Annotated in this window: 8 protein-coding genes; 3 read left to right on the forward strand and 5 right to left on the reverse strand. The window is 42.6% G+C overall.

The window, feature by feature from the left end; translation table 11 throughout:
- The first annotated feature begins 177 nt into the window (after positions 1–177).
- Positions 178–675 (forward strand): hypothetical protein, encoded by a 498-nt coding sequence (locus QQL36_RS28935; RefSeq protein WP_321567657.1) that lies wholly within the window; start codon positions 178–180, stop codon positions 673–675.
- 6 nt (positions 676–681) lie between these two features.
- Positions 682–1,491 carry an SOS response-associated peptidase gene (locus QQL36_RS28940; RefSeq protein ID WP_321567658.1) on the forward strand — a complete coding sequence of 270 codons (810 nt, stop codon included), beginning with the start codon at positions 682–684 and terminating at the stop codon, positions 1,489–1,491.
- Between the two features lie 202 nt (positions 1,492–1,693).
- Here the strand turns inward: QQL36_RS28940 and QQL36_RS28945 are convergent, their stop codons facing one another.
- The 5 genes from QQL36_RS28945 to QQL36_RS28965 all read right to left on the reverse strand — a co-directional run bounded on the left by QQL36_RS28945 (position 1,694) and on the right by QQL36_RS28965 (position 12,599).
- A complete protein-coding gene (locus tag QQL36_RS28945) occupies positions 1,694–2,293 on the reverse strand; it encodes a hypothetical protein (protein ID WP_321567659.1) in 600 nt (199 codons plus the stop codon).
- Positions 2,283–2,783 (reverse strand): sigma-70 family RNA polymerase sigma factor, encoded by a 501-nt coding sequence (locus QQL36_RS28950; RefSeq protein ID WP_321567660.1) that lies wholly within the window; start codon positions 2,781–2,783, stop codon positions 2,283–2,285. The genes QQL36_RS28945 and QQL36_RS28950 overlap by 11 nt, the downstream gene beginning before the upstream one ends.
- Positions 2,784–2,861: 78 nt before the next feature.
- Positions 2,862–3,335 carry a hypothetical protein gene (locus QQL36_RS28955; protein ID WP_321567661.1) on the reverse strand — a complete coding sequence of 158 codons (474 nt, stop codon included), beginning with the start codon at positions 3,333–3,335 and terminating at the stop codon, positions 2,862–2,864.
- Positions 3,336–3,337: 2 nt separating this feature from the next.
- The gene (locus QQL36_RS28960) at positions 3,338–8,851 is read right to left on the reverse strand and encodes a fibronectin type III domain-containing protein (protein ID WP_321567662.1); all 5,514 of its coding nucleotides are present in this window, start codon (positions 8,849–8,851) and stop codon (positions 3,338–3,340) included.
- Positions 8,852–8,912: 61 nt separating this feature from the next.
- Complete coding sequence (locus QQL36_RS28965) at positions 8,913–12,599, reverse strand: T9SS type A sorting domain-containing protein (protein WP_321567663.1); 3,687 nt, start codon at positions 12,597–12,599, stop codon at positions 8,913–8,915.
- Positions 12,600–12,969: 370 nt separating this feature from the next.
- On the opposite strand from QQL36_RS28965, the gene QQL36_RS28970 reads away from it, so the two are divergent.
- Positions 12,970–14,619, forward strand: coding sequence for a lectin (locus QQL36_RS28970; protein WP_321567664.1), 1,650 nt, complete (start codon positions 12,970–12,972; stop codon positions 14,617–14,619).
- The last annotated feature ends 20 nt before the right edge of the window (positions 14,620–14,639 follow it).

The following is a 14,639-nucleotide window of genomic DNA, read 5'->3' on the forward strand; positions in this document are numbered from 1 at the left end:
AACATTGAAATTGTTTGTTCTTACAAGTGACCGATTAATTTAATCCGCGTGATTTACAATAAAAATCGTCTGCCAGTTATAATCTTCCAGTCGTTTTTTTGGAAATGATACGTTCAATCTTTTTCCCCCTAAAACACCTTCAATTGATTTTATCCTTAAAATGCGCAATTTTGTGCAATGGCACTCATACAGCAATACAATCCTTTTGAACCACTCACTGTAGAAAGAATTCAGCAATTGCTGCTGATGGGGCAACCAATTTTGGTCGTACAGCGGTTTCAATGGACAGGGATCATCAATGGAGCCGGTTTTATGGCGACAAGATATAGTTATCCCGAAGATGCCGCAGATCATTTAGCACATCTATTGCCTAATGAAGGTAAATCGGTAGATTTGTCAATACCTGCACAACGGGATAAGCTGTTGGCGTTGTTGGCACCTGGCTCAACTTATCAGGTTTATATCGACTCTCTGAAAAACAAGAACTGGGCGAAGCAGATGCAACAGGTTTATGCTGAAGATGTTCGGAAATATATCCGTAGCCAGACACAGCTAAAACCTGACAGAGATACGGGTGTGGATATTGACTTTAACCTCCGCTATGGCCGTGTGATGGCTATTATTAATACAGGCAAACAACGGCTGGAAGTGCCTTTTTATGATATTATCAAATGATCCTTTATGTGTTACGATGTCTCTTTTCATACGAATATTCAACTTACGCTTGATATCTTTCCTAATCTTCAGGATAACAGGCAAATGGAATTGAACAGTGATGCGCTTATTCATGTGGAGGGGCATGCGCTTCCATTGTATTATGTAATTAATACGAAGGATGGGGCGCCACAGCTGACCAATATGGAATGGGGTGTGACGCCTTTGTATGTAAAAGATCCGAAGGAAAGGAAGGCGAGGCGGTCCGGGATGATAAATGCCAGAAGTGAGCGGATACTCGATGACCATAAGTCTTATTGGTACAGGATCCGGAATAACCGTTGTCTGATTCCGGTGAGCGGGATTTTTGAGCACCGGCAGATAAATGGGTGGAAGAATAAGGTGCCTTATCTGGTGCAAATGAAGGAGACGCCTTTGTTCTTTTTGCCTGGATTGTACCAGGAGAGTACGGAGGTTGATACGGCCACAGGTGAGTTACTTCAGGCAGGTACATACACCCTGATTACGCGTCCGGCGAATGAGTTGATGGCGCAGATACATAATAGTGGGGAGAATAAACACCGGATGCCGCTTTTTGTACATCATGAGATGGCGAAACAGTGGATTGATCCGGAGTTGTCAGAGGCTGGGGTGCGGGAAGTGTTGAATTATGAGATACCGGTGGATGAGTTGAGATATAGTACGGTATATACGATTCGTGGAGCGAAGCTGCGGCCAGATCATAAGGAGAAGGATACGCATTGGGAATGGCAGGCGTTGCCGCCGTTGGGGAATGATACGCCGCTGAATGCGAGGACGCAGCAGAGTTTGTTTTAGGAAGGCTGAGGGAAAAAGTATCTTTTAGACATAATTCACTGGCAAACAACCAGTTGAAGGTATATCTATCGGTAATGAATGCTTGTATGGGTCCGTGAGTTTTAACCTATTGATAAATATTTAGTTGAGATAGAAGCACTAAACCTCCATTTACACACCCTTCTTTCCTGCTAGCGGCTGGCCCCTTCAGGGACAGCTTCCATTATTCCTTTAACTGATCCAGGATAGAACCGATCTCTTTAAGATACCTCCCATAACTAAGTTTTATTCCAAATTCCAGAAATCCATATATTATTATTGTAGATATCGCCAGAATGATAACGCCTAAAGTAAGCAGGTGGCTTTGATCCATCAGGGAAGCTAAAGGAATTTTCGCTACCAAATAGAGGGAAGTCATTATCACTAAAATTGGTATCAGGGCATAATTGAAGGACCTATACATTTCAATATTTACTTTTATATCGTAATACAAGCTGTAAAGACTCTCTTTTGAGTTGAGGGTGTAATTATAAAGACGGTTGTAAAAGAAGTAAAACCGGATTAAATAATAGATTGAAATGATGATCAGGAAACCATAAGTCATATAAAAAGCCAGCTGAAAGTTGCTATGCAAACCCAATATTTGAGGGGAAAAGCCCACTACGATCATTCCAAATAATTGAAAGATCAACTCTGTACGCATGGCACTTCTTATTTTCTTTACAGGGGAATTCTTGCCCTTGAGATCGCTGAGGGCGGCTGGTAATTGGATGTTTTCATTGCCTTCCTGATTCCAGGCAGCCTGGATGTCGTCAAAATTCATATCCTTGATTTTTTATGAGTTCTTTTAATTTATTTTTTGCTCTGTTTAACTTAACTCTGGCGTTTACTTCACTGATACCTAGCTGGAGGCTTATTTCCTTATGGGTGTAGTTTTCAAGATGATAAAAGATTAAGGCCTTTTCTATCTTTTCCAATTGCTGTACTGCTTTGTAGAAGTGAGATAGCTTTAGTTCCTGGGAGATCGCTTCGTATTCTTCAGTTGGGAGGTTTTCCGGGATTGAAGAGGTGGTAAGCGGTTTTCTCTTTTCTTTTTTGAAGAAGGTGATGGCGGTGTTTACGGCAACGCGGTACATCCAGGTGGAAAATTTGCTTTGGTGGGAAAAGGAGGAGTAGCTTTTCCAAAGTTGGTAAATGATTTCCTGAAAAAGGTCCTGTTGGTCTTCAGGAGATTCCATGTACATTTTGGAGATCTTGTGGAGGATGCCTTTGTGGGTATCCAGGAGTGTGAGGAAGTCATTTTCGGTGGGCAAAGTTTGGTTTTTAGGTGATTGTTTTTTTTAGTTAGTGTGGGGGGAAGGGGGAATGTTACAGGCGGGAGGGGATTTTTTTTAGTAATCCTCTTCAAAGGTTTGCCAGAGGGAAGGGATAAAGATTTTTTCTTTTTGGAGGGTTTGGTCAGAACTGTAGATAGCTTCGCGGTATTCTAGAAGTTCATATTTTTCATTAAAGGAAGAGGTTCCTTTAGGATTATAATTTTCATCACAGTTACAAATAAGAAACCCAATAAAAGTTTCTCGTTTATATTTTTTGGAGATAATATTGTAATTAGGTTTATGTTGAACCAATCTGAAATAATCGATTTCTGCAAATATTTTTTGATGATAAGCCCAAATATCCTCAAATTTTTTCCCTACATAGTAAATGTCTCCATATTTTCCACGCAAACATCGTTGTCCAATATGACAATTAATAGAAGGTTCAAAGTAATACCTAAAATATACTTTTCTGTTTTCCAATGAACTATCTGTAATTTCAGTGTTTTCATTTTGAAACATCCACGTTTCGTAATATTTGTATTCCATTTCTAAAATTTTAAATTAGGTTTTAAGTCCAGACTGCCGTCTTTTAAAATGATTGAAATCTGAACTTTCCCTGTATTCATTTTATCAGTAAGTTTCTTCCCATAAAAAAGTTCATATTTATCGTAGAATTCTTTTGTAAAAGACAAACCACTTTGTTCCTTGCTTTTTAACATGTTCAGACCTCCAATTTTACCATTCTGCCCAATTAATTTTTGGATTTTTTCAGATTCTACCAACTCTTCAAATCTTTCTACTAATTTTTCAAATTCTTTTGTTCCAACTCTAATCATAACATCCAAATCTCTAATCTCTATTTCTGCTCCCATTTGGTCTATTTCTCCAATAGTCAATGCACTTCCCTGTGCGTATATTTCTTCATTAGGTAATCCCCATTCCTTTGCTAATCCTTTCAACAAATCTCCAAACTCCCTAAACTCCTTTTCATTATTAAACAAATATGGATATCCCCGCTTCCTCACTACATTCCAACCATCCAACTGCTTTATAACCTCATCTAGCGAATATTTCCCCCTACTACAGGCATTAAATATCATATCCTCAACTTCACCTATATCAATTCCAACCGCCTTCGCTCTGGTTATTATCTGCCTAATCTCCCTAACCGAAAACCATAATTTATCATTATCCCCTAACTTTAATTCCCCTCTAATACGATAGTAAATATCCTTCGCCAAATCTTTTGCATTCCGCACGTCTCCTAGTGATACCATCAGACTTCCTGGCCTCTCATCCTTCCCTACCCTCACCATCACTGATTCTGTATCATCTGGAAACACCCTTACAAACTCATACTCCGACTCAATCACTCCATTCTCATACACATTTACCCAACCATCATTCACAATAATCGAATTTTCATAAATCTTACACAATTCCTTTGCTGTAGATAAATTTTTACTTGAAAGTAATACAATCTCTTTATTGGCAGGTATCTTTAACTCATCTAAATACTTCACTAGTGAATAGTATTCTAATATTGTTTCTTCTCCATTATTTATGACAGTATAACCATTACCATTTTTCCTAACCACTATATACACCTTATCATCACCCAATTTCCTCAAATATTTTTTTAATTGCAACAACTCCTCTTCAGCCAAAATAACCGACCGTTTCTCTATTTCGTTAATATCCCCCACATACCTCCCCGCCATCATCTCCGCCGGAACATTCACCCTCGCATTCCTTATAGCCTTTACACTCCCCACCGTCAAACTCCCCACCATATAAGCCATCGCCAAATAATTCGTATACTTCACCAATTCCGGATGATCCTGATACATCTCCGGAGCAACATTCGCATAAGTAACAAAACTAGCCAGACTCACATTCAACATCTCCACACCCGTCTTCACTGCCCCCGCCCCCATCAACCCCTCCATCCCTATAGCACACAACCCCGTATTCAATACCAATGCACCAAACGTTTCTGCCGCTGCCTTTGTATCCTGCTTAAATAATCCATATACTGATATCGCCGGGAATATATAAGGCAGCCCCTGCTCCAAAGTTGTACCATATGCACTGACATCCCGTCTTGGAATAACTATCAGATAATCCAACGGATTAAACTTCCCTGTAAACGGATTCCCTTCTGCATAATCCGAAAATAACCCCCCCGCATCCAATCCCGATAATATGACTTTCAGATACGCCCCTACCCCTTCTCTGGTTTCCAAACTAATCTTTTGCTCTCTATCTTTAAAATCTTCCTGATTACTGGCAGTAAGGTAGCCATTGTCAAATACCAACCACCTTTTTTCAGTGGCTAATTGTTGGATCAATCCCATATCATTGCCAGGCTTCTCTTCATTCAACCAGGCAACTGTTATCGCATTACATAGCTGAGTGAAATTGCCTTTGGAGAAATAGAGATAATCATAAGTATCTGATAAGAGCGTATACAATACTCGCTCCTGTTGTAAACGTTTAATAACCTCATGTAACGCTGCTGTACCAGCACAGTTTCTTATTATTTCAAGCATGATATTCTGCCCGCCGAAGCCTCCACTACTTACTGTCCACCGCTGTCCGTAATCGTCTTTCAGCAATTTCGTGATTAAACATGCCCGAACTTCGGGTGTAAGATCCGAGAATTGCGCATGAGTTAGATACGAAGTCTTGGTGCCAGCAATTACAAAATGAGCGTTTATGAACTTCACTATATCACTCCCACTCGTAAATTCACACCGCTTCAATAATTGAATACTACTATCCAGCTCCTTCAATTGCTGATGCATCTGCTTCAGTTGCTCAAATGAGAGCACATCCGGAGATTCATTCCAATCTATATAATAGAGTTCTGGATTGTCATAATAGCAATTGAATAATTCATCACTTGTTGCTAATACATCCCCGGGAAGAGAGATGATAGTTTTACAGATTGCCGCTATTTCTGCCTGTACTTCCGGTTGATCTGAACCAATTACCTGCAACATCAGGCGGTTGTACTGCTGCGTATATTTATTATCCTGGCACAAACAACCATCGTTTGCATAAGGAACGTTGTTAACCTTTACTGTACAGGTATAAATTTCTTTGCCAGCCTCGATAATATTGACATCGTCACCCGCCTGTTTAGAACGGCTATAGATATAAGTCGATGTATCGTATTTATCATAACTATATCCTTTAAACTTCCCCGTGCTGACAAAATAGATGGCGTTATATTCTTTTCCCCCATATTCAAAACTATTGAGTGAACCTGCCATCGCAGGACTCCCCTTGCTGAAGTCCTGGTAAAAAACAGAGAGTGGTACTGCGCCAGCAGGTAAATTTACGACCGTGCTATCCGGCGCATAATAGAATGAAGATGTACAGCCAGCCTGGGCATCTTTTTGCAAACATTTGTATAAGGATAGCCCTTTTGTTAATTCACTGCCTGCATCATCCTCAAAGATGCCCCATACACTGCCCGGATCATGCACAATGTCCCATTGGAATTTATATAATGCCAGCCCCGTACCTGTTGTCATCAGGTTAGTAGATGGACTGACAGCGTGCTCTAAGGTATAATCGCCATGCCCTATTTCATGGGCCACTGTGCGGGCGATTTCAGCGTCAGTGCCATTCTTTATGAATACAAACCCGAACTGACTCTGGCGGGGCATTTTGCCAAGCAGACCCGCATCTTCGCGGGCCACTTCATTGACCATAAATAGGTAAACTGCGTCGTCTGTTATCCTGTGAGATTGGATATAGGCCCTTTTCATGGCCTTTTCTTCGCCCGTGAAACTATTGCTGAGCAATGCACTTTTGCTATCCTGCAATACGCCATCTTTGTTCTGGTCCCACGAAATGTTATTTTTAAAACTATTGTCTGTTTCAAGCGCGTACGATATTCCTACATTTCCGTACACTGCTGCAAGGGTTTGAGAAATGGCCTTTTCGGGGATGAGAATGTTTTCCCCGATGGGAATCAAAACCACCCTTTTTTGTAAGGAAGGATAGCTGGCTATTAGTAACTTCCCAATACTGGTGCCATCGGGATGAATAGCAAATAACTCCTGTGCATCTCCTGCAGGGCCACCCGTAATTGTGACCTTGCAGGTACCGTCTGTGCAGGTAGACGGGTAGATAATTCCTTTTCTGGTTATAAATACAACTGACGAGGTATCTGAGCGAGAAGCTATGATTGTTTCCTGCGCACCAGGTATGATGGCTTTGGCACTGACATGGTATTGCCCATTTGCTAATGATTCATAGCTGGATGGATAATCAGCGTGATAGGTATCGAAAGCGTATTTGTTATCATTGCCCGCAGCGAAATCGATCCGGCCGGTACTGAGTTGGAGGTTAGCAAGATTGGCCGCTAAGGCGATATCCCGCTTGCCCACATAGTTGACGGCTCCCTGCTGGGTGATCTGGTAGATATTTCCATTCGCATCTTCAATTAGCAATGGAAGAGTCGTGTAGTGAATGATTTGTGTGGTGCCGTTTTCACTGTCGGTTAAGGTGATAGTGTGGGAAGTGGTATCTACGGCGATAGCTTCTTTGGTAAAGAGATGTAAGCGGGTAGTGATATCTGCTACCAGATCACCTGTTTTTACCTTGCCCATGTCATCACCACCATGCTGAGCATCCACAGCTGCTTGGATGAATTGATCTATACCTTTTGTAACGGCATACATTTCTCCACTGATGGCTACAAAATCGGTATTGACAACTACATTGTTTAAATAGACTTCCAGACCAAAACCCAAACCAGGAGTTATGATACGCCCATTTGTCAGGGAGGTCAGGATTACGTCGTAATGACCAATGCGAATGATATTTCCTACCATTAGGGTAGCCTGCAACTGTTTATTGGAGGACGGGGACAATAACCCTGCATCTCCGCAGGCAATATGCTGTAATGCTGCGGTTTTGAGTGTTAGGAGGTCACTAAAGCTGCTATAAACACCGGATAGTTTCCATTGAAGATGCGCCTCGTATTCCCTGTCTGGCTCAAGACTGTTGATGAGAGTAGTACTATCAGCCGTGAATTCTACTGTTTGCCAATCGTAGGTGATGTTATCTTTTGCCACAGCCCTGTATTGAAGCCGGTATGCATCTACTGCATTGAGTGGCCAATGGTAGCGGAGCTGCCGTTCACCCTGAACAGTTCCGTATAAGACTGGCTTTTCAAATTGTTCGAATGGATTGGTACCAAGGTAGGTGAATGTACAACTTTGGCTATATCCCTGGTTGCTGTACAGGTCTTTCCCTTCTTTGTCTATTGCCTGCACGATCCACACATATTGCATGCTGTCTGTTAGTGCGGGTTCTGAAGGGCCATACAGCATAGTCGTATTGTCCGTAGTAATCGTGTAAAGCGGCCGGGTACTGCGAATAGTATAATCCGGGATACTGCCAGCGGGTTTTATTTCATACAGGGAGAAAATATAGGACGTGTTTGCCTGACTGGTATTTCGGTTTGACCAGTTGAATGTTAAAAATTGAGGATCCCGTCTTTCTACACGACTACCGCAAATGGGCAGATTCAATAATGGCGGATCGCTCTTTTGTAAGAAAAATACACTGGCAATCGCATTACTTATTTGTATGCCAGGACGATGGGAATCATAAGCCTGAAAGGTAAGGCGGTAAGAGCCTTCTGGCAATGACCTGGTACGTTCATATTCTTCACGGCTGTAGCCCCCACTGAAAAGAATATTGTCCGCTAAAAAATAATCTGCCAGCGCAGCACTGCTGATAATAATGGGAACACCGGCATTTAAAGTGATGGATGGGGAATGAAAAGATGGTGAGGAACGCATGATCATTGTACCATTCCTCTCTATCGTCAGTTGCAGACTGATTTCATAACCCGGTTGGGTGAGATCGCGTTGTAATAGTATGACACGCAATTTTTCGCTTCCCCCGGAATAATAATCCGGAAGAAATAAACTGTAGGGAGGTATGATTTGTGTACTCGCAGTAACAGGATAGTCCTGCGCCTGCAAGGTGCATGTATAGGAAAACAATAAGATGATTAAATACTGTAGGCTTTTCATCTGCTGGAATTTTTGGGTTATGGTGGCCGGCAGTTACCGGCCAATATTCCATATTCCCTTACTAGAATTGGCTGATTATGAATGGCACATCTTTGCTGTCATTTTCGGTTAGCACCCTTAGCAGGTACATACCGGCAAGAATATTTTTCAGGTCAAAGTTGTCTTCTATGATGAGTACAGGTGAATATTGTTTTCTGTCTGTTAACCGGCCATTCAGGTCATATACAGTGATGGTGGCTGATTGCTTTTTATTTAGCAGCACTTTAAATTTAAAGTAGCCGTTATTGGGATTGGGAGAAATGATGACCGTATCAATGATGCTGGCTGGTAGTTGATATACAGGAATGACCAGCGGATCGAACGGCAGGATGTTTACATCTTTTTGTAAAGTGTAAGTACAACTACCGAAGGTGGCGTACATTTTTATCCAGTAGTCTCCCTGTTGGTTAAACCGGATCAATGGTGCGTCATAGAGATCGTTGCCCAGCCATTCTGCTGCAGGAGAGAATTCCCAGTTGACAGCGTCAGGGGCAGGAAGACAGATTTCCCGAACCGCAAGCGTATCTGATACGTTGTCCTGGGAGACGACGAGAAAATTGACCGTTGGCTGCGTGTTCTTTTTAGATAATGTTATTTTTTCTTCCAACAGGCAGTCATTGGCATCTTTTACAACAACCGGATAACCTCCTGGTCCGAGTTGAGTGAATACTGAATCGTCTGTCCAGTTAGCATCTCCAAAGGAGTAGGCATAGTTGCGAACACCGCCATCAGCAAGTATTTTTATTATACCATCCCGAAGACCGTCACAAACGGGAACAGCGCTTACCTGCATCGTTAACGGGAAAGGCTGTGGCACTACATACGATCCTGATTGATGACAACCTCTCCCATCGGATACAGAAAAGTGATACTCCCCTGCTCTTAAATGGGTCAGGTTATTTGTGGATAAAGAAGACTCCAGCCATGCATATTGATATACACCATCACCTCCTGTGACTGCTACATTCAATTCACCGCTGGGTGAACCATAACACTGAACAGGTTTGATGACCGCTGCTACTTGTATAGCAGGATCTTCGGCTGTTATTACAGCAGGATATTTTGCCGGACAGCCATACGCATCCTTTGCATAAATTGTATAGGTTCCGGCTGATAATCCGGAAAAATAAGGAGCGCCCTCCCAGCTGGTATTATCCAGGGAATATTGATAAGGCGCCTCGCCGCCGGAGGTGATAAAACTGATGCTGCCAGTTGTATCTGCTCCGCAATAAACGTTTTGAATACCCGTTATTTTAATATCAAGCGGCGGACGAACGTTGTCTTCCAGCAATTCGACTGATAAGGATTTGGTACACCCTCTATCATCCATTACATAAACCGTGTATTCACCTGCTAATAACCTGTCAAAGACCGGTGATTCCTGCCAATCAATATTATCAAGGCTATAGGAAAGCGAATACGCATTCCCCGAAGCAGCAATATCGATCCGTCCTTCATCATTCCCCCTACAGGTAATATTGGTCAATGCAGCCTTAAAATACAGGCTATCAGGTAAATTAATCGTATAGGTATCCGCTGCCCAGGCCATACATCCATTTCCATCGCTTACTCTTATATCATATTCTCCCGGCGTATGGATCTGTTCTAACGGTGAATATATTTCCCCATGATCCCAGGAGTAATCATATGTATATTGACCATCTCCGCCGGAAGCCGTGATGTCAAATGAGGCACCGTCTTCAAGACAGATTGCTTCTCTGATATGTACTTCAGATATAGCGAGTGGCAAAGGATTCGTCAATACGACTGTATCCGAAGTCATGCTACATCCATTATCTGTAATCGTTACATTGTAAACACCTGGTGTGACCTCTTCTACCAACGACCCGATGGCAAACCAGTTCGGTTGCCCTACCTTTTCCCACGTGTAATTATAAGCCCCTGTTCCACCTGTTACGCGGGCTTCCATGTACCCATTGGCAGCATTGTAGCAGGTAATCGGAGTCGTTTGTATGCTAACCTGTAATGGTGGACGCTCATAAATTGTATATTGACGGGACAGGACATCATCACAGGAGGTATTATTTTTCCTTACCTGCACTGTGTATTCTCCCGCAGGAAGGTGATTAAAGTCTCCTGTAGTATTCGTCATTTGTACCGGGCCTATAAGTTGGAAACGATTCCCATTGCCTGTTACCTGTAGATGACCATCATTAGCCCCCTGGCAACTGACGGAATCAATTTTTATTAATTGTAATGAAAGCGGTGGAGGTGCTGTCAATGCTATACTCGTATCCCACGAAGGACAGGTAGGGTGGCTACTGTCAGATACCCTGATTGTATAGTTGCCTGCCGCCAATCCGGAAAAGGAAGGTTGTATTACGCCGGCCTCATTGTACAGACCAATTATCCCCCCGGGTGCAGTAATGTCTACCAGACCATCAGCGGGAAGATTACAGGAAGCGCCAGACACATTGATGGTACTTACTATTGCAGGTGGCTCCATGAGCGTAATACTTACAACCCTTACATCATTACAAAATGTATCACTGACCATTGCCTGATAGTTACCAGCGGACAAATTCCCCCAGTAACCCGTTGTATTATTTATCACTTCTCCTGCAGGCCCTTTTAAGGAATAAGTATAACCACCGCCCCCTGTGGCCTGTACACTGATGATACCATCCTTTGCACCATGGCAGGCAAGTTGCGTGACTGAGCTTACGGCTAATGAAAGTGCCGGTATCTCAGGTACTGCTATATTTATCGGAGTCAAACAATTACCCGAACTTCCCCCGGAATTTATTAACCATAAAGTATATGTACCAGCCGATATACCTTTTATCAACACGCCTTTTGCTACACTGTCTACACCATTACTCCAATCCACCAGATCACCACAATTTGTAGTACAGGGAGTAGTAACATTGCCGGGGCGCAATAACCAATACATGAAAGGATCTATACTGGTAAGCGCACTTCCGGGAAGGTAAATCTTACCATTTGCTATTCCTGCACATGCAGGCGTTATCACTATTGCACCGGCCTTGTTTAATACAGGTGGAGCCGGTATGATCGTATAAAAATCTGAAGGTGTACTATACGGAGAATAATATACCTGATCAGTATATTTTGCTTTGACACGACAACGAAAACGGGCATTTAGTATTCCCGTAACCGGCATATACAACGACGGTATAAAAGAGAAACTAAACCCTGCTGATGCTGAATCTAATCCTACCCACACAGGCGAGCCATTCAGATTATATTCCCATATCACTCTTGTACTCAGAATATTATCACTAAATAAAGGCCAGTTATCAATAGAACGAAGTGTGATGACAGTATTAGCACAAGTTTGTGTAGTTGACGATACACTTGCGCTTACCTGCTGTGGCGCTGCCATCTCATACACATATCTTATGGAGAAATACCCTGTACTACTTACATCTCCATAGAATTGTAATTCCCCCCTGACAGGACTTATGGGATATATACTACTGCTACTTATATTTCCTATTCTTACATCATCCCGATATAGCGCAAATGGTGGTATATGATTGACTGTTGCCTTGTATACAACGCCACCTGTTACAGAAAATAAGGATGAACCCAATGACATGGTTTTGTCAAGTGACAATGCGCCGATTGAGCTAAATTGCGTCAGGTGAGCATAAACATTTACATTTATTTGTGCTAAGCCCGACAGATGTAATAATAATATTATTACCGTGGTAACAAACTTCATGATATAGGCTTAATTGTTACTGTTTTGGTTGATATTCTTTATAAAGAATATGGTCTGTAATGCAGCACGGATAGTGGTTAACATTAATGCTGCAGTGGTTATTACGAATATACGAATGTATTGGAAATAAAAAATTATTTAAAGAAAAATCACATAAAAATTCAAAAAAACCTTACCCAATTAATCACGAAAATCGCCTTACCTTTCCATCTTGAACCACCAGCTCCAACTCGCATTCCAACAATTTCAACATCTCTGGAAGCACTTATGTTTAGTGAAACCTGGTTATTGAAAGCAAAATAATATCCCCGATTCTCCGTTTAAATAACCATGTAGCAGAATTTCCCTCACCATAAAAACCTGAAAAACCATGAAAACCATGCCTATGCTGCTATGGGCAGCACTGTTACTGCTATGCTTCGGTTGTAACAAACGAGAATCCTCCATTACTTTAAAAACCAGTGGATTATCCGTCACCAATGCCTCTCCTGCCGGAGATGTAGTAGGTAAAATTGTAGTGGGGTACCAGGGCTGGTTCGCCTGTACCGGAGATGGCTCTCCTATCAATGCATGGTGGCACTGGACGCTGGACTGGGCCAAAACACCCTCCTCTTCCAACAACGGTATTAAGTCCTGGCCGGATGTCAGAGATTATACCAGCACCTTTCAAACCGGATGGCCCGCATTGGGCAATGGTTCGCCGGCAACCCTGTTTTCTTCCTACACCGATCAGACCGTGAATACTCATTTTCGGTGGATGCAGGAAAATAACATCGATGCTGCCGCCCTGCAACGTTTCAACCCGAACGGACAGGAAGGCCCTATCCGCGATTCTGTCACTGCAAAGGTAAAACGCGCTGCTGAAGCCTATGGACGAAAGTTTTACATTATGTACGATGTAAGCGGCTGGACAAATATGCAGACTGAAATCAAAGCTGACTGGCTGGCGAAGATGTCTGCCTACACTGCGTCTTCCGCTTATGCCAGACAGAATGATAAACCAGTTGTTTGTATCTGGGGATTTGGATTTAATGATGACAATCATCCATGGTCTGCTGATGTATGCCTGGAAGTGATCAACTGGTTTAAGACCCAGGGATGTTACGTCATTGGCGGCGTGCCTACTCACTGGCGGGAAGAGAATAGTGATTCAAGACCTGCGTTCCTGAACACTTACAAAGCATTCAATATGCTTTCTCCATGGATGGTAGGAAGAATTGGAAATGCAGGAGAATCCGACAATTTCTTCACCACTGTAAATACGCCGGATCAGGCATATTGCAATGCAAATGGTATAGATTATCAACCCTGTATATTGCCCGGCGATCTGCAGGAAAAACAACGCGCGCATGGTGACTTTATGTGGAGACAGTTTTACAATATGATCCGTGTAGGTTGTCAGGGAATTTATATCTCCATGTTTGACGAATACAATGAAGGTAACCAGATTGCTAAGACAGCAGAAAGTGTGGCTTTTGTTCCTGCTGGATCCGGTTTTGTTACGCTGGATGAAGATGGTGTAGCCTGCTCCGCTGATTATTATTTACGATTGACGGGTGATGGTGGTAAGATGCTGAAAGGCCTGATCACTCTGACGGCCATCAGGCAAACGCCAACTGTACCTGGTGGTACAGCGAATAACCCGGTGGGAATGACGATTACTTTGAAAGGATCTAACAACCTGTATGTAAGTAGCGAAAACGGCACACAGGCTATGAATTGTAATCGCACGAATGCCGGAGGCTGGGAGCAGTTTGTGGTGGTTGATGCAGGGAATGGAAAGATTGCTTTGAAGTATGGTAATCTGTATGTCTCTTCTGAAAATGGATTACAGCCTATTACCTGTAATCGCACCGCGATTGGCTTGTGGGAGCAGTTTGACTGGGTGACGAACGCAGATGGAAGCATTTCATTGAAAGGGAATAATGGAATGTATATTTCCAGTGAGGATGGGTTACAACCAATGACGTGTAACAGAGCAACCGTTGGAGGCTGGGAGTCCTTCAAAATAAATTTGTAAATTTAAAGACCCGCTTATAC

The organism is Chitinophaga sp. LS1, assembly GCF_034274695.1.
Lineage (GTDB): Bacteria > Bacteroidota > Bacteroidia > Chitinophagales > Chitinophagaceae > Chitinophaga.